The organism is Thermaerobacillus caldiproteolyticus (assembly GCF_015326725.1).
Lineage (GTDB): Bacteria > Bacillota > Bacilli > Bacillales > Anoxybacillaceae > Thermaerobacillus > Thermaerobacillus caldiproteolyticus.
The window spans coordinates 718597-740377 of sequence record NZ_CP064060.1; the positions used below are offsets into that span (position 1 = coordinate 718597).

Annotated in this window: 17 protein-coding genes and 1 pseudogene; 16 read left to right on the forward strand and 2 right to left on the reverse strand. The window is 40.3% G+C overall.

Annotation, left to right across the window (positions count from 1 at the left end; all coding sequences use genetic code 11):
* Positions 1-57: 57 nt before the first annotated feature.
* The 12 genes from ISX45_RS03760 to ISX45_RS19380 all read left to right on the forward strand — a co-directional run bounded on the left by ISX45_RS03760 (position 58) and on the right by ISX45_RS19380 (position 15377).
* Complete coding sequence (locus ISX45_RS03760) at positions 58-852, forward strand: TIGR00282 family metallophosphoesterase (protein ID WP_181557258.1); 795 nt, start codon at positions 58-60, stop codon at positions 850-852.
* 131 nt (positions 853-983) lie between these two features.
* Entirely contained in the window at positions 984-1244 is a 261-nt protein-coding gene (spoVS, locus tag ISX45_RS03765; RefSeq protein WP_027408762.1) for a stage V sporulation protein SpoVS, read from the forward strand.
* A gap of 83 nt (positions 1245-1327) precedes the next feature.
* A complete protein-coding gene (locus ISX45_RS03770) occupies positions 1328-2251 on the forward strand; it encodes a dipeptidase (RefSeq protein WP_194519996.1) in 924 nt (307 codons plus the stop codon).
* A 219-nt stretch (positions 2252-2470) separates the two neighbouring features.
* The gene (locus ISX45_RS03775; RefSeq protein ID WP_181557260.1) at positions 2471-4210 is read left to right on the forward strand and encodes a 2-oxoacid:acceptor oxidoreductase subunit alpha; all 1740 of its coding nucleotides are present in this window, start codon (positions 2471-2473) and stop codon (positions 4208-4210) included.
* The gene (locus ISX45_RS03780) at positions 4210-5076 is read left to right on the forward strand and encodes a 2-oxoacid:ferredoxin oxidoreductase subunit beta (RefSeq protein ID WP_181557261.1); all 867 of its coding nucleotides are present in this window, start codon (positions 4210-4212) and stop codon (positions 5074-5076) included. Before ISX45_RS03775 ends, ISX45_RS03780 begins: the two co-directional genes overlap by 1 nt.
* Before the next feature lie 175 nt (positions 5077-5251).
* Entirely contained in the window at positions 5252-6841 is a 1590-nt protein-coding gene (miaB, locus tag ISX45_RS03785) for a tRNA (N6-isopentenyl adenosine(37)-C2)-methylthiotransferase MiaB (protein WP_181557262.1), read from the forward strand.
* 1 nt (position 6842) lies between these two features.
* On the forward strand, positions 6843-7271 hold the full coding sequence (locus tag ISX45_RS03790) for a YlbF/YmcA family competence regulator (RefSeq protein ID WP_181557263.1): 429 nt from the start codon (positions 6843-6845) through the stop codon (positions 7269-7271).
* A 377-nt stretch (positions 7272-7648) separates the two neighbouring features.
* A complete protein-coding gene (locus tag ISX45_RS03795) occupies positions 7649-8194 on the forward strand; it encodes an outer spore coat protein CotE (RefSeq protein WP_181557264.1) in 546 nt (181 codons plus the stop codon).
* Between the two features lie 84 nt (positions 8195-8278).
* Positions 8279-10864, forward strand: a complete 2586-nt coding sequence (mutS, locus tag ISX45_RS03800; protein WP_194519997.1) for a DNA mismatch repair protein MutS — start codon at positions 8279-8281, stop codon at positions 10862-10864.
* A 13-nt stretch (positions 10865-10877) separates the two neighbouring features.
* A complete protein-coding gene (mutL, locus tag ISX45_RS03805; protein WP_181557266.1) occupies positions 10878-12701 on the forward strand; it encodes a DNA mismatch repair endonuclease MutL in 1824 nt (607 codons plus the stop codon).
* A gap of 884 nt (positions 12702-13585) precedes the next feature.
* The gene (locus ISX45_RS03810; protein ID WP_194519998.1) at positions 13586-14935 is read left to right on the forward strand and encodes a YeiH family protein; all 1350 of its coding nucleotides are present in this window, start codon (positions 13586-13588) and stop codon (positions 14933-14935) included.
* A 259-nt stretch (positions 14936-15194) separates the two neighbouring features.
* Entirely contained in the window at positions 15195-15377 is a 183-nt protein-coding gene (locus ISX45_RS19380; protein WP_228485616.1) for a hypothetical protein, read from the forward strand.
* 719 nt (positions 15378-16096) lie between these two features.
* Here the strand turns inward: ISX45_RS19380 and ISX45_RS03820 are convergent.
* Positions 16097-16729 carry a LysE family transporter gene (locus tag ISX45_RS03820; RefSeq protein ID WP_194519999.1) on the reverse strand — a complete coding sequence of 211 codons (633 nt, stop codon included), beginning with the start codon at positions 16727-16729 and terminating at the stop codon, positions 16097-16099.
* 368 nt (positions 16730-17097) lie between these two features.
* Positions 17098-18226 (reverse strand): annotated as a pseudogene (locus ISX45_RS03825) (IS110 family RNA-guided transposase).
* 102 nt (positions 18227-18328) lie between these two features.
* Between ISX45_RS03825 and ISX45_RS03830 the strand changes: the two are divergent.
* From ISX45_RS03830 to ISX45_RS03840, 4 genes are all read left to right on the forward strand, one after another.
* The gene (locus ISX45_RS03830) at positions 18329-18556 is read left to right on the forward strand and encodes a hypothetical protein (RefSeq protein ID WP_181557271.1); all 228 of its coding nucleotides are present in this window, start codon (positions 18329-18331) and stop codon (positions 18554-18556) included.
* A gap of 69 nt (positions 18557-18625) precedes the next feature.
* The gene (locus ISX45_RS19385; RefSeq protein WP_228485617.1) at positions 18626-19315 is read left to right on the forward strand and encodes an HD domain-containing protein; all 690 of its coding nucleotides are present in this window, start codon (positions 18626-18628) and stop codon (positions 19313-19315) included.
* Positions 19308-20030 carry a TGS domain-containing protein gene (locus ISX45_RS19390; protein ID WP_228485618.1) on the forward strand — a complete coding sequence of 241 codons (723 nt, stop codon included), beginning with the start codon at positions 19308-19310 and terminating at the stop codon, positions 20028-20030. Before ISX45_RS19385 ends, ISX45_RS19390 begins: the two co-directional genes overlap by 8 nt.
* Positions 20031-20702: 672 nt before the next feature.
* Complete coding sequence (locus ISX45_RS03840; protein WP_181557273.1) at positions 20703-21677, forward strand: S8 family peptidase; 975 nt, start codon at positions 20703-20705, stop codon at positions 21675-21677.
* Positions 21678-21781 lie beyond the last annotated feature (104 nt).

The window sequence follows — 21781 nt, forward strand, 5'->3', positions numbered from 1 at the left end:
TATCGTTTTATGCCAAACTTGAATTAGTGGAATTTTACATTTAGAAAGGGTTATACGATGAAACTATTGTTTATTGGCGATGTCGTCGGTTCACCGGGACGAAAAATGGTAGAACAATATCTGCCAAAATTAAAGGACAAGCATAAGCCTAATGTCATTATTATCAACGGTGAGAATTCCGCAGGAGGAAAAGGAATTACAGGGAAAATATATCGCGGTTTTCTCGAGCAGGGAGCGCATGCGGTGACGCTTGGTAATCATGCATGGGATAATCGCGACATATTCGAATTTATTGACAATGCAAAAGCTCTAGTTCGGCCTGCCAACTTTCCGTCTGGTGCGCCGGGGAGGGGAATTGTATACGTACAAATTGATCAATTTGAAGTAGCTATTATCAATTTACAAGGAAGGACATTTTTGCCGGCGATTGATTGTCCGTTTCAAAAAGCCGATGAACTGATTGCTGAAGCATCCGAGAGAACGCCGATCATTTTTGTCGATTTTCATGCGGAAGCCACGAGCGAAAAACAAGCGATGGGATGGTATTTAGATGGACGAGTTTCCGCGGTTGTTGGTACGCATACGCACGTGCAAACAGCTGATGCTCGCATTTTACCAAAAGGAACTGCTTATATTACCGATGTTGGCATGACGGGACCATACGATGGAATTTTAGGTGTTGATCGAGAAGCGGTGCTAAGAAAATTTTTGACAGCCCTTCCCGTCCGATTTGAGGTGACCGAGGGAAGAACACAACTGAATGCGGTCATGATTGATATTGATCCAAAAACGGGACGAGCCAACGCGATCGAGCGCATTATCATTAACGATGATCACCCTTATTTTGAATAATCTACTTTTTGAGAATTTTTTAAAATATTTTTTATTATAGCAGGAATACTCCCCGAAAACAGTGAATATAGTAACAATGGAACAAACTTTATCATGAATGAACCATTAGGGGAATTAAGGAGGAACTAGAAATGGAAATATTAAAAGTTTCAGCAAAGTCTAATCCTAACTCTGTAGCTGGTGCACTTGCTGGTGTGTTGCGTGAACGAGGAGCTGCCGAAATTCAAGCCATTGGCGCAGGTGCATTAAACCAAGCCGTTAAGGCAGTAGCTATCGCACGAGGGTTTGTGGCACCAAGTGGAGTTGACCTTATTTGTATTCCTGCATTTACGGATATTATCATTGATGGTGAAGAGCGTACAGCGATTAAATTAATCGTCGAACCTCGCTAATTTAGTGACATGATATGCATGTAACCTGTTTGCAGTTTCCGTACAGCAAGCAGGTTATTTTATTCATTTTGAGGGGGATCATTATGATTTTTGACGCTCATTGCGATGCATTAATGAAGCTATGGATGGATCGAACCCTATCGTTTCAAGATGGAAAAAGTCTCCATGTCACATTTCAGTCGCTTGTCGAAGCGAAAACCAAAGTGCAATGTTTTGCGATTTACATACCGGAAAATGTCCCCGAGGAAGCCCGTTTTACAGCCGCTTTAGAAATGATTGACATTTTTTTTGAACAGATTATCAATCGTTTTCCAAATATGAAATTTGTTCAGTCGAAACGAGAGATTAAGGCATTAGCAGACAACGAGATTGGCGCGATGTTAACGCTTGAAGGATGCGAGGCGATTGGGACAAACCTTGCTAAACTAAAAACATTGCTTCGTCTGGGGGTTTCATCGGTCGGTCTTACATGGAATTGGGCGAATTCTGTAGCCGATGGAGCATGGGAACAGCGAGGTGCCGGTTTGACTCGATTTGGCAAGCAAGTAGTAACACAGCTGAACGAAGCGAACTGCTGGGTCGATGTGTCACATTTATCGGAAAAAGCGTTTTGGGACGTTCTCGAAATGGCGCGATTTCCTATTGCATCTCATTCAAATACATATGCGTTATGCCCGCATCCCCGCAATTTACGCGATGAACAAATTCGTGCGTTGATTCATAAAAATGGTATGATTGGAATCACGTTCGTCCCATACTTTGTAAAGAAAGAAAAAGAAAAAGCAACGATTTCGGATGTGCTTCGCCATTTAGAGCATGTTTGTTCTCTTGGAGGGGAATATCATGTCGGTTTTGGCTCCGATTTTGACGGAATTGAAGAAACGGTAGCCGGACTTGAAAATGTCCGCTGTTATGAGAATTTAGTGAATGAGCTGCAAAAACATTATTCTGAGACGGAAGTGGAACGTTTTCTTTTTCGGAATTTCTATGAACACTTGCCGCGGTAGAGTAGGAAAGAATAATTTTTTCGTAAAGGGTTGCATTTTCTTTTTGATGGGTCTAGAATGAAATCGTTTAGTATATTCCTATATGTTTAGTATATTCCCATATGATGAAATTTTTTAAAAAATCACAAGTTGAAATTCTAGTGATTTTATCGGAAAAGTGCTACACTTATAATCGTAGAACACATGCTATCATTGACGCAATTTAAAGGGGTGTAAGAAATGATTAGTCAACTTTCGTGGAAAGTTGGAGGACAACAAGGGGAAGGTATTGAAAGTACCGGTGAAATCTTCTCCATTGCATTAAACCGCCTGGGTTATTACCTGTATGGCTATCGGCATTTCTCTTCTCGTATTAAAGGCGGCCATACGAACAATAAAATTCGTGTTAGCACAACACAAGTTCGTTCGATTGCCGACGATCTTGATATATTAGTAGCATTTGACCAAGAGTCCATCGATTTTAACTTTCACGAGCTTCGCGATGGAGGTATTGTCATTGCAGACTCGAAGTTTAACCCGACCATTCCGGAAGGATCGAACGTGACATTGTATGCGGTTCCATTTACAGATATTGCAACGAATTTAGGGACATCGTTGATGAAAAACATGGTGGCGGTCGGTGCATCAAGTGCCGTACTTGATCTTGATATTGGCGTTTATCAAGAAGTGGTGGAGGAAATTTTCGGTCGCAAAGGGCAACAAGTTGTTGAGAAAAACATGGAAGCGATTCGAGCAGGCGCTCAATTTATGAAAGAGCAACTTGGCGATAGCATCCAAACGATGAAATTAGAAAAAGCAGACGGAAAAAAGCGCATGTACATGATTGGTAACGATGCGATTGCGTTAGGCGCTCTTGCTGGCGGTGCCCGCTTTATGGCTGCATATCCGATTACTCCAGCATCCGAAATTATGGAGTACTTAATTAAAAAGCTTCCTGCATTAGGCGGTGCGGTTATCCAAACTGAGGACGAAATTGCTGCCTGTACGATGGCGATTGGTGCTAACTATGCGGGCGTACGTACATTAACTGCATCAGCGGGACCGGGTCTTTCCTTAATGATGGAAGCGATCGGTCTTGCGGGGATTACGGAAACGCCAGTCGTGATTGTGGATACGCAGCGTGGCGGCCCAAGTACAGGATTACCAACGAAACAAGAACAATCGGATTTAATGGCGATAATCTATGGAACGCACGGAGAAATTCCGAAAATCGTCATGGCGCCAAGCACGGTGCAAGAAGCATTTTACGATATGGTAGAAGCGTTCAACCTTGCTGAAGAATATCAATGCCCAGTTATTGTTCTATCGGATTTGCAACTTTCGCTTGGTAAACAAACGGTAGAGCCGCTGGAGTATGACAAAATTGAAATTCGTCGCGGTAAATTAGTAAAAGGAGAACTTCCACAGCTTGAAAATAAAGGATACTTCAAACGATACGAAGTGACAGAAGACGGCATTTCACCGCGCGTGCTGCCTGGTATGCCAAACGGCATTCACCACGTAACGGGCGTTGAGCATGATGAAACAGGAAAACCGTCTGAAGTAGCAGCAAACCGAAAAACACAAATGGATAAACGTTTACGTAAACTAAAACATGTTCGCTTCAATACGCCAGTCCATAAAAACGTGAAACATGAGGAAGCGGACTTGCTCATTATTGGTTTTAACTCTACGCGCGGAGCCATTGAAGAGGCTATCGGTCGTCTAGAATTAGACGGCTTAAAAGTGAACCATGCGCATATTCGTCTCATTCATCCGTTCCCGACAGAGGAAGTATCACCATTAGTACAATCGGCGAAAAAAGTCGTCGTCGTGGAACATAACGCAACGGGACAGCTTGCGAACCTCTTAAAAATGAATGTGGGACATGCTGATAAAATTTATAGCGTATTAAAATACGACGGCAACCCATTCTTACCGCACGAAGTTCATACAAAATGCAAGGAGTTGTTTCAATAATGGCGACATTTAAAGATTTCCGTAACAATGTGAAACCGAACTGGTGTCCAGGCTGTGGCGATTTCTCCGTTCAAGCAGCGATTCAACGCGCCGCGGCAAACGTTGGTTTAGAGCCACATCAATTAGCTGTTATTTCTGGTATCGGTTGTTCTGGTCGTATTTCCGGTTACATTCATTCTTACGGATTCCACGGCATTCATGGGCGCGCGCTACCGATTGCTCAAGGTGTCAAAATGGCAAACCGTGATTTAACGGTCATTGCCGCCGGCGGTGACGGTGACGGATTTGCGATTGGAATGGGGCATACGATTCATGCGATTCGTCGCAACATCGACATCACATATATTGTTATGGATAACCAAATTTACGGTTTAACCAAAGGACAAACATCACCGCGAAGCGATGTTGGATTTAAAACAAAAAGTACGCCGCAGGGCTCTGTTGAACCAGCTCTTTCCATTATGGAAATGGCGCTTAGCGCTGGTGCGACATTTGTTGCCCAAAGCTTCTCGAGCGACTTAAAAGAATTGACACATTTAATTGAAGAAGGTATTAAACATAAAGGATTCTCTCTCATTAACGTATTTAGCCCATGTGTCACTTACAATAAAGTGAACACTTATGATTGGTTCAAAGAAAACTTAGTCAACTTAAGCACGATTGAAGGGTACGATCCATCTGATCGCGACATAGCAATGCAAACGTTAATGAAACATAAAGGCTTAGTAACAGGGCTCATTTATCAAAATAAAGAACAAAAATCGTACCAAGACTTAATTCATGGTTATAGTGAAACTCCGCTTGCCCATGCCGATCTTCAATTAAGCAAAGAGAAATTTGATGAATTAATCTCTGAATTTATGTAATGGAAATCATTCACTCCCAATCAGGTATTGCCTGATTGGGAGTGATTTTGTTATGATGAACTGTTCGAAATGAATTCGAACAAGAAAAGTATTGTTTAAAATTGTCACAAATTATATACTATGATAATGTGTATATGAAACGAGACATTCGTTTTTTTATAGAAAGGAGATTGTTATGAACGAAAAACAACGTTTAGAACAAACAGGACACATTCAAACAGCTGATCATCCAACGGACAAAAAATCCGCTTTGGATGCAGGAGAAAATTTAAACCGTTTAAAACAAAAAACAAGCAAAGACTATGAAAAATATTTTTCAACGGTCTTTATCCCACCAAGCTTAAAAGAAGCAAAAAAACGTGGGAAAGAAGAAGTCAAGTATCATAAGGATTTCACCATTCCAGAAGAGTTCAGGGGAATGGGAATCGGCCGTAAGTTTTATATTCGCACATATGGCTGTCAAATGAACGAGCATGATACAGAAGTCATGGCTGGTATTTTTATGGCGTTAGGCTATGAGCCAACTGACCAGCCAGAAGATGCGAACGTTATTCTGTTAAATACCTGTGCGATTCGTGAAAATGCGGAAAACAAAGTATTCGGAGAAATCGGTCATTTAAAGCCATTGAAACAAAAAAATCCGGATCTGTTACTTGGCGTTTGCGGCTGTATGTCTCAAGAAGAATCAGTCGTCAACAAAATTTTAAAACAGTTCCAATATGTCGACATGATTTTTGGTACGCACAATATTCATCGCTTGCCTTACATTTTAAAAGAAGCATACATGTCTAAGGAAATGGTTGTCGAAGTATGGTCAAAAGAAGGAGATGTCATCGAAAACCTTCCGAAAGTACGCAAAGGCAACATTAAAGCATGGGTCAACATCATGTACGGCTGTGACAAGTTCTGTACGTACTGTATTGTTCCGTATACGCGAGGAAAAGAGCGCAGCCGTCGTCCAGAAGACATCATTCAAGAAGTGCGTCATTTAGCGGCGCAAGGCTATAAAGAAATTACGCTTCTTGGCCAAAACGTGAACGCATACGGCAAAGACTTTACCGATATGAAATATGGCCTTGGCGATTTGATGGATGAGCTTCGCAAAATTGATATTGCCCGCATTCGTTTTACAACAAGCCATCCGCGCGACTTTGACGACCGCTTAATCGAAGTGTTAGCGAAAGGCGGCAATCTCGTTGAACATATCCATTTGCCAGTTCAATCGGGAAGCACTGAAATTTTAAAGCTCATGGCTCGCAAATATACGCGTGAGCAATATTTAGAGCTTGTTCGCAAAATTAAAGCGGCAATTCCAGATGTCGCGCTAACAACCGACATTATCGTTGGCTTCCCGAACGAAACCGATGAGCAATTTGAAGAAACGTTATCTCTATACCGCGAAGTGGAGTTTGACTCTGCTTATACGTTCATTTACTCACCGCGCGAAGGAACGCCAGCTGCAAAAATGGTGGACAATGTGCCGATGGAAGTGAAAAAAGAGCGTTTGCAACGCTTAAATGCGCTTGTTAATGAAATTTCTGCGAAGAAATTGAAGGAATATGAAGGTAAAGTTGTCGAAGTATTAGTAGAAGGCGAAAGCAAAAACAATCCAGATGTGCTTGCTGGCTATACACGCAAAAACAAGCTTGTCAACTTCACTGGTCCGAAATCAGCGATCGGCAAACTTGTCAAAGTGCGCATTACTGAAGCGAAAACATGGACATTAAACGGGGAAATGGTAGAAGAAGCGATTGAGGTGAAATAAAATGGCCAAATATACGAGAGATGACATTTTAGCACGCGCAAAAGAACTGGCGAAAATGATTGCCGAAACGGAAGAAGTCGATTTTTTTAAGCGGGCGGAAGAAAAAATTAATCAAAACGAAAAAGTGCGTACCATGATTCAGCAAATTAAATCATTACAAAAGCAAGCCGTTAATCTTCAACACTATGGCAAACATGAAGCTTTGAAAAAAGTAGAAGCCGAAATTGACGAGATTTACGAAGAGCTTTCACAAATTCCGATCGTCGATGAATTTAAACAATCTCAGCTAGAAGTGAATGATCTTCTTCAACTAGTCGCTTCTACCATTTCAAAGACGGTCACCGATGAAATCATTACGTCCACAGGCGGCGATTTGTTGCGTGGAGAAACTGGTGCACAAATGCGAAACCACGACTGCGGCTGCCACTAAGTTAACGATAAAGGCGCCTCCTTTAATAGGGGCGTCTTTTTTTATTAAAAGAACATTGTCTAACTTCCCCTCTCAACCAGTTTTGTTTTTTTGACTATACATCCATACAAACCAAACCTTATGCAAAGCATAACTTGCCAAGAGATGATTTAAGCAGTTTGCGGTCCAACAACCAAACCTCTTTGCCCATCGTCGTTAGGCAAAGCGTCTTTTTTATTCAGATAAAAGCGAAGCCGCTTGACGTTGAAAAAATAGGCACATAATGGAGCAACCCCGCATACAATGAACTATACGGAATGATTTATAAACTTATGTGCACATTAGGCGAAGTCATGCATAGGATGAAGTGAAGATTCATTTGAGGAGGGTTTGCTCGTATGTCTGAATACAGAGAGATTATTTCAAAAGCGGTTGTTGGAAAAGGGCGCAAATTCACACAATCGACTCACACCATTACCGCTCCAAATCGTCCGTCAAGCATTTTAGGCTGCTGGATTATTAATCATCGCTATGACGCAAAAAAAAGCGACAGAACCGTCGAAATTTACGGGCATTACGACATTAACGTATGGTATTCATACCAAAATAATACAAAAACAGAGGTCGTTACAGAAACGGTCTCGTATACGGATGTCGTCAAACTCAAATATCGCGATGATGAGGACATCATTAGCGATGACACCGATATTGTTGTGCGTGTCATCCAACAGCCAAATTGCTTAGAATGCACGATTTCTCCAAATGGCAACAAAATTGTCGTACAAGTCGAAAGAGAATTTATCGCTGAAGTGATTGGTGAAACGAAAGTGTGGGTAGCCATTCACCCAGATGGACGCGGTGAAGAAGATGACTTTGATTATGATGTCGATGATGAAGAGTTGGAAGATTTAAGTCCAGATTTACTTCTTGGTGATGAAGAATAAAACTAGGAAGCGTTTCTTCCTAGTTTTTTCTTTTATCCCTTGTTATAATAAAAAAAGTGAGATTGTTAGGGTTGGAGGAGAAACATGGCAACGTATACGCCGATGATTCAGCAATATTTGGACATTAAGGCACAATATCAAGATGCCTTTTTATTTTTTCGTCTAGGAGATTTTTATGAAATGTTTTTTGATGACGCCATCAAAGCGGCGCAAGAGTTAGAAATTACGTTGACTAGCCGTGATGGCGGGGCAGAAGAACGCATTCCGATGTGCGGTGTTCCATACCATTCGGCGCAAGGATATATTGAGCAGCTTATTGCAAAAGGATACAAAGTCGCAATTTGCGAGCAAGTCGAAGATCCGAAAACCGCTAAAGGCGTCGTTCGTCGCGAAGTCGTTCAGCTTATCACACCGGGCACTGTTATGGAAGGAAAGCGGCTTCTTGATAAGGAGAACAACTATTTGGCCACGTTAACAGCATTTGAAGATGGTACATATGGGTTTGCTTACACAGATTTATCCACAGGAGAAAATCGAATTACCCTTCTATCTTCGTTCGAAGATGTGATGAATGAAATGTATGCAATCGGCACAAAAGAGGTGGTCATCTCTTCGCAACTTCCGGAAAAATGGCGTCAAAACATGAAGGAACGCTATGATGTGACGCTCTCCTATGAGGAAGAGGTTACCCTTCCTGAAGCGTTTCAACCGATTGCCTGCGCTTTGGAACAAGAGAAATTGAAAATTACCTTCGCGCGATTAGTGAACTATTTAATCAGAACGCAAAAGCGAAGCCTTGACCACATGCAGCCCGTTCAAGTGTATCAAGTCGATCAATATATGAAAATCGATTTATATTCAAAGCGAAATCTAGAATTAACAGAGACGATTCGGGCGAAAGGAAGAAAAGGTTCTCTATTATGGCTCTTAGATGAGACGGTCACAGCGATGGGAGGACGTCTATTAAAGCAGTGGTTGGACCGTCCGCTGTTAGACCGAAGACAGATCGAGCGGCGTTTAAACATGGTTGAAACGCTGATGAATCAATATTTTGAACGTCAAGAATTGCGTACGCTTCTTCGCGAAGTATATGACGTAGAACGATTAGCGGGACGTGTCGCATATGGAAACGTCAATGCGCGCGACTTCATTCAATTGAAAAAATCACTTCAACAAATACCAGCTTTAAAAGACATTGTCGCCAATCTGAACAATGAAGATGCGCAAGAGCTAGCGTCACAACTTGACCCGTGCACCGAGCTTGTCGATCTTCTTGAACGAGCGATTCAAGATAATCCGCCGCTATCTGTCAAAGAAGGAAACATCATTAAAGACGGCTACAATGAAACGCTCGATCGTTTTCGGGACGCAAGCCGTAACGGAAAATCATGGATTGCTCAGTTAGAGAGCAAAGAGCGGGAATTGACGGGGATTAAATCACTAAAAATCGGTTATAACCGCGTGTTTGGCTACTATATTGAAGTGACGAAAGCGAACCTTCATTTATTGCCGAAAGGGCGCTATGAGCGAAAGCAGACACTTGCGAACGCTGAGCGGTTTATTACCCAAGAATTAAAAGAAAAAGAAGCGCTCATTTTAGAAGCGGAAGAAAAAAGCATGGAACTGGAATACGAGCTTTTTGTTGATATTCGCGAGCAAGTGAAGCAATTCATTCCGCGCTTGCAGACATTAGCGAAAACGATTAGCCAGCTCGACGTATTGCAATGTTTTGCGACCGTAAGTGAAGAGCGTCATTATGTTAAACCATGCTTTTCTGACAACCGTGAACTGTTCATTCAAGACGGCCGCCATCCGGTTGTTGAAAAAGTGCTTGGCTCTCAAGTATACGTTCCGAACGATTGTTATATGAACAAAGAGCGGGAAATGTTATTAATTACAGGGCCGAATATGTCGGGAAAAAGTACGTATATGCGGCAAATTGCTTTGACGGCAATCATGGCGCAAATCGGCTGCTTCGTTCCGGCAAGAGAAGCGGTGCTGCCTATTTTTGACCAAGTGTTTACACGAATTGGTGCAGCTGATGACTTAATTTCCGGTCAAAGTACATTTATGGTCGAAATGTTGGAAGCACGCAATGCGATTGTTCATGCGACGCAAAACAGTCTCATTTTATTTGATGAAATTGGTCGAGGTACGTCAACATACGATGGTATGGCTTTGGCACAGGCGATCATTGAATACATTCATAATAACATTGGTGCCAAAACATTATTTAGCACCCATTATCATGAGCTGACGGTACTTGAGCAATCGTTGCATAAGCTAAAAAACGTTCATGTCAGCGCCGTAGAAGAACACGGAAAAGTCGTATTTCTCCATAAAATTGAAGACGGTCCAGCCGATCAAAGCTACGGTATTCATGTCGCTGAATTGGCAGAGTTGCCGCACGACCTTATCGTGCGTGCAAAAGAGATTTTGGCGGAATTGGAACATCGCGAAACATCCGAGATGTCAACTGATATGACGACAAAGAAGAACGAGCAGTTTGAGCAGTTAAGCATGTTTGTCGAAGAGACAAGCCCGAAAGAGCCGTCTCTCTCGAAAAAAGAAAAAGAGGTTATCAAATCGATCCAATCTTTGAATTTGCTTGATATGACACCACTTCAAGCGCTGAATAAATTATATGAAATTCAAAAATTACTGAAGTAAAGGGGGCGAAACAATGGGGAAAATTCGCAAGCTCGATGACCATCTTTCCAACAAAATCGCTGCGGGGGAAGTCGTCGAGCGCCCCGCCTCCGTCGTCAAAGAGCTCGTCGAAAACGCGATTGACGCCGGCAGCACGGTCATTGAAGTCGAGCTTGAAGAAGCCGGGCTTGCAAGAATTCGTGTCATTGATAACGGAGAAGGAATGGAAGAAGAGGATTGCCTTGTTGCCTTTGAACGGCATGCGACAAGCAAAATTAAAGATGAGCATGATTTGTTTCGTATTCGCACGCTCGGTTTTCGCGGCGAAGCGCTTCCAAGTATCGCTTCCGTATCCGAAGTTGAAATGAAAACGAGCACGGGCCATGGACCGGGCACCCTTGTGGTGCTGAAAGGCGGCCAGCTGATCAAGCACGAGCGCACAAACAGCCGGAAAGGGACGGACATTACGGTATCCCATCTGTTTTTCAACACGCCCGCACGTTTGAAATATATGAAAACGGTTCATACAGAGCTTGGGCACGTTACCGACGTGGTCAATCGGCTCGCTCTTGCTCATCCAGACATTTCGTTCCGATTGCGCCACCATGGAAAACAACTTCTTTATACAAATGGCAATGGCGATGTTCGCCAAGTGTTAGCGGCTATTTATGGCATGGACATCGCGAAAAGCATGATTCCGCTTCATGCCGAATCGCTTGATTTTACGATTGATGGTTACATTTCGCTGCCGGAAGTCACGCGCGCCTCGCGAAATTACATTTCAACAATTATTAACGGGCGCTATGTGCGGAACATTCCGCTTATGAAAGCGATCGAATCAGGATACCATACGCTATTGCCGATTGGCCGTTATCCGATCGCGTTTCTAAGCATCCGCATGGATCCGATTTTAGTCGATGTGAACGTTCATCCAGCAAAGCTCGAGGTTCGTTTCAGCAAAGAAGCTGAATTAAATGAGTTAGTGGAAACAGCTATTCGCCAGGCGTTTCAATCACGTACACTTATCCCGGCTATGACGCTTCATCGTCCGGAAAAACCAAAAGAAAAACTAAAAGCGGAACAGCCCACATTTACATTTGAACATGTAGTAAAAGAACCGGCTGTCCCGACAACGGTTGTTCCGATACTGCCAGACGAAAAAGAGCCCGATTTTTCAGCTGTAGAAGAAGATTATGAAACAGAGCAGGAACAGATGGATTATGATGATACAGCCTCCGTACATGAGCAAATAGAAGAAGAAAAAAAAATCGAAGATCGAATTCCGCCGCTTTACCCGATTGGACAAATGCATGGCACCTACATTTTGGCACAAAATGAACACGGACTTTACATCATTGACCAACACGCTGCCCAAGAACGGATTAAATACGAATATTTCCGCGAAAAGGTCGGTGAAGTAACGAACGAGGTACAAGAACTGCTTGTCCCGCTGACGTTCCAATACCCGACGGATGAATATGTACTTATTGACGCCCATCGTGAAGAACTGGCCCAATGCGGTGTTTTCTTAGAGCCATTCGGCCACAATACGTTCATCGTCCGCTCACATCCACAATGGTTTCCGAAAGGAGAAGAAGCGGAAATTATTGAAGAAATGATACAGCAAGTAGTAACGATGAAAAAGGTCGACATCAAACAGCTGCGCGAAAAAGCAGCGATTCTAATGAGCTGCAAGAAGTCAATAAAAGCAAATCATCATTTGCGAAATGACGAGATCTTTGCTCTGTTGGAATCACTTCGGAAAACATCCGACCCGTTCACCTGTCCGCACGGCCGTCCGATTATCATCCATTTTTCGACCTACGAACTGGAGAAAATGTTTAAGCGGGTAATGTAAAGACATCAGCGCAACACCCTTGTTCTATCAAGGAGTTGCGCTGTATTTTTTGTCATTTGTCTATATGCTTTAACTTCTTGAAGTTTTTCAGTGCTCTTTCAAAACGGGCGGATGATTTTTGTTGTACATCAGCGGTTCATGGTCATCTTGATGGATAAATGGCCCGCCTTCTGGGATCATATAAATAATTGTAATCAGATTCGTTTTCACACCATATCGCTGGTGAATTACTTTTTATATATAAATGTCCTTCCCACCACTTAAATTTCTTCACAATCGTTGCTGTTTATATGTCAACGATCGGGCCACCACCTGCATGTACGCAAACAACTGAACAATTGCCTGCATCGTCGGTTTTCTAAAGATCCTCCTACTTTCGCGCAAGGGATGACCGTCGGTGATAACTTGTCCCACACGCTAAAATACACGATAAATAACGAGTGCTAAAGATTAAATATCCTAACATCAAACACGGTCACGTGCCTGGCCGGTTGTACGCTCCGTATAAGGTTGATAAAATTCTAATACCACGTATTCATCATATATATTAGATAGAAATTAATTTTTTATCTATTCTAAATTTTATGTTGATTTCAGTGCGCGATCATGTTATACTTCACTTTAAAAAAGTGCAAGCGCCAATCCAATCAAAGTTTAAATGTACACGACAAGCGTGTAATAAGTCCTCATTTTTATTGAAAAAAATGAGAGGAGTGATCCGATGGTGGAACATTCTTTGCTGCACTTAATCCCAGTAAACATATAGGTATAATTTAAATTATTTTAGTGTTTTGAAAGAAAAATTTATCATTCCAAAGACAAACGATGCAATGGACCTTACATCGAATTAAAGCTTTTCCAAATTGATAAGGGGGTGTTAATGGATGCTTAAAACGAATTTATCAGATGAAAGAGCATTGCCGACTATTCAAAGCGGATGGGCGGAATTCATTAGAAAAGAAGATTGGTGGGCTGTATGGATTGGTCTTTTTCTGGTCATTTTGGCCGTAGCCTTTTGGTCAGCGGGAAATTCTATTAAAGTGCTTACTGCACAGATTCCTAAATGGGGGGACATTCATACTTTAACGACTGCATTAAGTCATAATTTTGGATCCATTGTTCTTTTATTTATCACTTTCTTAATTTTATTTTCCATTGCCGTATCTTTTTTGCGTGTTAAACTTAGTCAATTTATTTCTGGATTTATCGTTTTATTTGTACTTAGTGTATTGATTAATATTTTTAGTTCATGGGAATGGGCGCAACGATATACTTTGGAAGCGCCGCTCATTGCCCTTGCTATAGGGCTTGTTATTAGTAATATTATTCCGATTCCCGACTGGTTTGGAGCAGCATTGCGAACAGAATTTTACGTGAAAGTAGGTATTGTGCTTCTTGGTGCGACACTTCCTTTTACGCTTATTGTAAAAGCTGGACCTGTTGCTATTCTACAGGCGACGATTATTGCTGTGGTTACTTTCTTTACCATCTACTTCGTCGGATCTAAGCTAGGCTTGGATAAACGATTTGCAGCCACATTGGGTGCAGGAGGTTCTATATGCGGTGTCTCTGCTTCGATCGCTGTAGGTAGCTCCATAAAAGCAAAGAAAGAGCACGTTTCTGTTTCGATATCACTTGTTGTGATTTGGGCGATTGTCATGATTTTTGCTCTCTCACTTATGATAAAATGGCTCAAAATACCAGCAGGACCGGCAGGAGCGTGGATCGGCACATCGGAATTTGCCGATGCCGCAGGAATCACGGCAGCCAGTGCATTTGGTGATAAAGCGCTCACGGCGTTTACACTCATGAAGGTTGTTGGACGAGACATATTTATTGGTGTTTGGTGCTTTATTCTTGCATTCATTTCTATCACTCGGTGGGAAAAGAAAGAAGAAGGAACAAAAGCAGATGCCTCTGAAATATGGCGTCGGTTTCCAAAGTTTGTGCTTGGCTTTTTTGCCGCTTCAGCCATTGTGACCATCATTCTTGCCAGCGTTTCAACAGCCAACGCTGATGTGATTAATGCGGATATTGTTGCACCGATCAAAGAATTGCGAACATGGGCTTTTACTTTTTGCTTTTTATCGATTGGATTGACAACCCGCTTCAAACAATTGACATCGGTTGGTTGGAAACCTTTTGTCGCATTCAGTTCGGGGGTTGCGGTGAACGTAGTTTTGGGATACATTCTGTCCATTCTTCTCTTGGGCTCTTACTGGGCAAATCTATAATACTGATGAAAGAAAGGGGCTATGGAAGAAAGTGCACCTCTTCATAGCCCCTTCTTTCCTTTAGATAAACATGAATGTTACGGAGGAAGCGATGAAGAAGAATCAATGCACTTGCAAGCAGAAAATTTGTTTTATTTTTGAGATTTTTCCTCGTCATGTAATGCCTTTAAAAAAGTCGCTCCATACTCACCAAATGAATTCCCGCTCCGTCAGAGAGCTCAATGCTTTTCTATCGGTTCGTTTGGAGAGGATTGCCTGCATGATGGACCTTTTACAGGAAGCGCATGATCATTGGATTGTTTACGGAAAAAAGAACAAAATTATAATGGAAACGGATACGTATGATTTTGGCGAAGCGCTCGATATTTTGTCCAGTCACGGGTTCAACAAGGATGATTATATATTAAGAGTGGAATATGAACGAAAATGGGGAATGCTTTAATCCTGTTGACTTTTCGCCATTTTCTCTGATTCCTGCTCAATCTTAGAATAGTTTGGATTGTTGATAAGAGCTTTAGTTGGCAAACTCGAGTAAATCATGTTTGATAATGGGGAGTAATCTTACATTCAATAGTTTCAAAAGGAGGTTCATTGGAACACGAAAAATTAATTTGGATCAATGCTCTTTCAAATCTTTTTGATAAGAATTTAGATCATTATTTATGAATATATTAATTCCAAGAATCAATTTATTAACCGGTTTAAGGAAATATGGCGAATAAAAAGGAGTTAATTATAAAAGTTTACAATTGACTATCGAAAAATCTGTTTCTTCACAGCGAGTGAATAGGTATGACCTTGCAGATATAGATGCAGATGTTGATGTAAATTCAGAAACAGTATATGTTCATCGAAGTGGTATTGATGAATATTCACCCAATCACAGCTTCTTAGTAAACTTTTGATTAAATATTTTAAAATAGTGGCAGACTTTTGGAAGAAAGGTGACAGAATAGTTCTGTTTAGACGTATTATGATAGTATCGTGGAGATTTTGTTGAAGCAGAGCTCCTGTTGTTCAGTAACAATAAAGTCATTTAATAACCATACAAAGCACCGTTCGGATTACCGGACGGTGTTTATCATTAATGGTCTAATATTCCATGAAATAGTTTAAATATCTTAATCAGCAACAAAAAGTTGTTTCAAAACTAAAAAATGATTAGCTGTTTGGTTTTGAAATGGCAAGACGAATTCCTAATAAGACAAGAATGGCACCGGAAATGCGTTCCACCCATGTGGAAATCGCCATAAATCTTTTTCGGATATAATTGTGGGAAAGGAAAATAACCATGAGTGAATACCATATCATTTCGATTTCTACAACCGAAAAACCGTAAAACAACTGTGCAAAGATTGAAGTCCCAGGTTGTATAACTTGAGTAAACAAAGACAGATAAAATAAAGTCGCTTTTGGGTTCAACAAACTTGTTAGCATACCCGTACGATAGGATTTCCACCTAGTTAATTGATTAGAAACATTATTAATTTTATCCAGAAAATCGTTCTGTTGTTTTTTGGTAAAGAGTGATTTCAATCCTAAATAAATCAAATAAACAGCTCCAATCCATTTCACAACGTTAAATAATAAAATCGATTGGGAAATGATCACACCTATTCCTAATAAGCAATATGTAATATGAGCAATACTCCCGGTACACATTCCTAAAACAGTATAGAAACCACATTCTCTCGAAGATAAGCTAGTTTTAATGGTGATAGCCCATTGGGGGCCGGGAGATAACACAATGAGTATACCGACACTTAAAACGGTTAACCATGTTTCTATATTCATAAGCACACCTCTAGAAAATTTATATATTTGAATTATACAAAAATTTTCAGTTAGCAAGAACAGAATATTGTGAATCAAAGTATAAAATCTTCAGCGACTTTGTTTTTCTTCATTAAACAACTTTATGCTATTTGATTACTTGCTGCTCTACCGATCAAGGTGGTGTTTTTTATTTTCCCATTTGTTAAATATGGATGTTGATTTTCACCCTTTTTCTGTGAAAATCAATTAACCATGGCTGAAGCGGTATACCCCACAATCAAATTGGATACCCTATTAATGACCAAAAAAAGGCAATAGGAAAGCAGAGCTACCTTATTTTTAGGTATCTCGTATATTTCTGAACCTTTTTGGTTATACTGATTTATTTACTGCTCTCGAAACGGTTCTTTTCGAGAAATGATGCAGTAAATGATGGTAAGCATTCGGTGCGCGATCGCAACGAGTGCTTTTTTCTTTCCCCTGCGTGCCGCCAATGACCAATATTTCGCTGCCAAACGTTGATTCCTACATCGAGGACAAAGCCCAAGCCGTCTCACATAACGCCGACTTGATATGCGGATTCCCCTTCGTCGTTCGGGTACTTTTTCGTTTTCCAGCACTTTCATGATTTCCCGGCACGACTCCCGCCCATGAAGCGAGGTGTTGAGACGTTGGAAATTGTCCCATATCGACTCCGATTTCAGCGATAATCACGGCAGCGGTCTCCTTCTTGACCCCCGGTATGGTCACAAGAAGCTCCATCTCTTGTTTGTATACTTGTAAGAGTTGGTTGATTCGTTCTTCGATGTCCCGAAGTAAACTTTCCAACGATTCGATGTGCTTCCACGATTGGCGAATCATGAACAGTTGATGGTTGGTCAATGTACCAAAGAGAGAATCCTGAATTTGTTGTCTTTTCCTCTTCATACTCCTGTGAATGCAAGCATCGCCTTCGGTTTCTTCGATGTATCCCTGTTTCATTAAACGTTCCAGTAGCTTTCGCCCAGATACACCAAATACATCCGAAATCACGGAACTTAACTTGATATTGGAACATTCCAACACTTTTTGAATGCGGTTTTTCTCCGCGGTTAACTGCCCGATCCATTTTTTGCGTAAGCGAGTTAAATCCCGTAATTCTCGAATGTTCTCAGGAGGGACGAAACTCTTCTCAATCAATCCGTAACGCAACAATTTGGCGATCCATTCTGCATCGGAAACATCGGTTTTTCTCCCCGGTACATTTTTGATTCGCTGAGCGTTGGCAAGTGTAATGTCAAAGTAATCTTCCAAAATATTGAACACAGGCTTCCAGTAAACGCCCGTACTCTCCATCGCAATATGAGTGACACCACGATCCTCTAACCATTTCAGAAGACGAAACAAGTCTTTCGTGAAAGTAGGGAATGTTTCGATTTCCTTTTGAATGTGTTCTTCTTCTCCAAGAAGCGCACAAACGACAATTGTTTCGGCATGGACATCTAATCCCGCACAACGATGATAAAGAACATCCATGATACTTACTCCTTCCATCCATAAATTCGCAAACAGGGAGTCCATTTGCACGTTAGGCATTTTTCTGTTCGCAGTCACCTTTTCACACGAAAAGGGCTGACAATGGGTGGAACACCAAATGGACTCAAACAGTTTTTATTACAGGGTCGAACCACCATTAAAGAGAACGTCTTTCAAAACTGTTTGCGTTCATATCCATTATGGGAAGGAATGATGGATTTTCATGCATGGGTGGGGAGTAAAATTACTCATGGATGTTTTTATTATTTGGCTGTGTTAAAGAATGCTGTTGATTTTCTTGTTCAGCTAACGGTTAGAAGGGTAGGATAAAAATGTAAATGTGTGTTGGAAAATTATATCTTAGTTGTTATAATTATCGAAAAACTGGGGGGGATGCAGTTGGTTGATATAATTAAGGAGAGGATACTTAAAAAATCCAATTACTTATCTGAAAGTCATATTGAGTTGTTAAAAAGAGCAATTAGCTTTGCGGAAGAAGCTCATCAAGGACAAAAGAGAGCGACTGGAGAACCATATTTCATTCATCCATTAACTGTTTGTGAAATCCTAATTGACTATAGAGCTGATATCATATCACTCGTTTCAGCATTATTACATGACGTTGTTGAAGATACAAATACTTCGCTATCTGATATAGAGAGGAATTTTGGTCCACAGGTTTCATTAATAGTAGATGGGCTAACAAAAATAACAAGAGGTAATTTGCAGAAGGATGAATATAATGCAATTAATTTTGAAAAACTACTGACAGCGTCTGAACAGGATATTAGAGTTGCAATTATAAAAATTGCAGATAGACTTCATAACATGAGAACTCTCGCTGTGAAAAAGGTTGAAAAGAAGGTTCCCTATGCGAACGAGACTTTAATTCTATTTTCTCCTTTAGCTAAGAAATTGGGTCTACTTAAAATTCAAGATGAATTAGAGGATTTGGGATTTAGTTATCTTAATCCCCCAAAATATAAAAAAATGAAAAAACTAATAAATAGCTATACCAACGTTTTTATAAAGCTTTTTCATGAGTGTAAAGAGAATTTGGAAAGTAACGGTTATTTCGTTTGTGGCTAAAGTGGATTGGGATAGAATGCCTCTATACAAGGCTTATTCTCTTTTGCAAGAAGGTCATTCGTTATCTGATTTATTTAGTGTAAAAATTGTTACCGATTCAACGATTAACTGTTATTCTACTTTGGGAATTCTGCATAATTTGTTTAAACCGATAAAAGGTCAGTTTGAAGATAACATCGCAATCGAAAAAAGCAATTTCTCAAGATACCTTAAAACAAAGGTAATAATTAATGGTATGGAGGTCAAAGTCACTATACAAACAGAATCTGATAGGGCTTCAAATGAAAAAGGGATATTTCACTTATTGCGAGATGATTTATCCCAAGAAGAAATAAGGAATGTAAGTTCAACGCTATTAAGAAACTCAATCAATGCTGTAAAGTCAATCTCTAATAATCCAATTGAATTTTATGATTTGGCTTCATTTGAATTATTTCAAAGAGAAATTGCTGTTTTTACACCTAAGATGGATATTTTTTTATTGCCAGAAGGTTCAACAGCACTTGATTTTGCTTTCATTTTAAATCCTTCTTTAGCAAAAAGGATGTCTCTTGCGAAAGTGAACGGTAAGTATAAACCAATTAATACAGCATTAAAAGATATGGATATTGTAGAAGTAATTACAGCAAATAGAGAGATGCTTAATTCAAATTGGCTAAATTATGCTTATACCTCTAAAGCAATTAAAGCAATTAATGAAGCATTGTTCAACTAACGTGTGAAAAGACCGCTATGCAAGGGCTTTTATTCTTGCTGCTTATGCAGATGCGAATGGGAAGCTTTGAATCCTTATAGTCAAGATTAAGAACTTGACTGCGCTAGAAACTGGTTGGAATAGGTATGATGAGTTTCAATTCCTCATAGTTAAGATAAAAAACACACAGCAGTCTACAATGTTAAACCTTCTATATTAAGTAATTCCATAGATATTTAATATACAAATCCTGCACGTAACGTCATTATCAAGGTTGATGATAAGCAACATCTATTATTGGAAAAAATAGGTCATATGGCATAGATAACGTTTTAGACGTAACCCAATTGTTTTTTAAAAGAGAAGGGCAGAGTTAAACTTATTTACTTGAGAGAATACCTGTTTGACACAATCCAATCGAAGAAAAAATAGCTGATAGAATGAAAAATTCGGTGACATTTTCATTTAATGATGGATTCAAGAGGAAGAAATTTCGCTCCGTAGTTTACAGATTTCTAATAAAACTCGTATAACTTTTGGCTTATAAATCAAATCATCAAAAAATAGACTAAAGAATCTATTTTATGGGACATGTTTATGATATTATTTATTTACAGAAAGTTCAGATTGTTTCTTCGATTGTTGGTGGAGTTGTACCTGTTTTAGCCATTTAATTTTTTAGGAGGGATTAGTATGGAAAATACTATTCGTTTGATTCCGTTTAAGATTGAAGAAAAGCTTGAGAGTGTAAAGGAAATCCCTGAAGGCGTCAATATGGTACAAGCACCTGAGATTTGGAAAGAAGGCATAAGAGGAAAAGACATTGTGATTGCTGTCATTGATACTGGATGTGATAGAGACCATCCTGATTTAAAAGATAGAATTATTGGCGGTAGAAACTTCACTACAGATGATAACGGTGATGTTGATAATTATTCAGATTATAACGGTCACGGAACACATGTGGCTGGAACAATCGCTGCAACAGAAAATGATCAAGGTGTAGTCGGTGTTGCCCCTGAAGCAAAACTATTAATTTTAAAAGTGTTGGCAAATGATCCAAACAACCCGGGGTCAGCAACTGGTAAATATGAATGGATTGTAAATGCAATTAACTACGCGATAGATCAAAAAGTAGATATTATCTCCATGTCATTAGGCGGCCCTTCCGATGTGCCGGAATTACATCAAGCAGTCAAAAGAGCTGTTGAAAACAATATTTTAGTTGTATGTGCAGCAGGAAATGAAGGAGACGGAAACGAAAGAACGGAAGAACTTTCTTATCCAGCAGCCTACAATGAAGTTATTTCAGTTGGAGCCATCAGCCTCGATGGTCAAATATCACGATTTACAAATTCCAATAAGGAAATTGATGTTGTTGCACCAGGAGAAAAAATTCTTTCCACTATTCCAGGCGGAAAATTCGCTGTTTTTAGTGGTACATCAATGGCAACTCCTCATGTTTCGGGAGCTTTGGCTTTAATCAAGCAATTATCTGAGAAAGAATTTGAACGAAATCTTACAGAGCCTGAGCTCTATGCTCAATTAATCAAACGTACAATGCCGCTAGGCTTTCCGAAAGCATTGGAAGGAAACGGGCTCGTTTACTTAACAGCACCGAATCTTTTAAGCAGACATTATGAAAAAACACAAGTCTCAAGCATATAAAACAGAATTTGAAGTTTTTGATTTTAAATAAACTGCGGTATTCACATAAGAAAGAGTGTTACTGCAAGTAAGATGAAAGTAATGGCAACGACTTCTTTCATCTG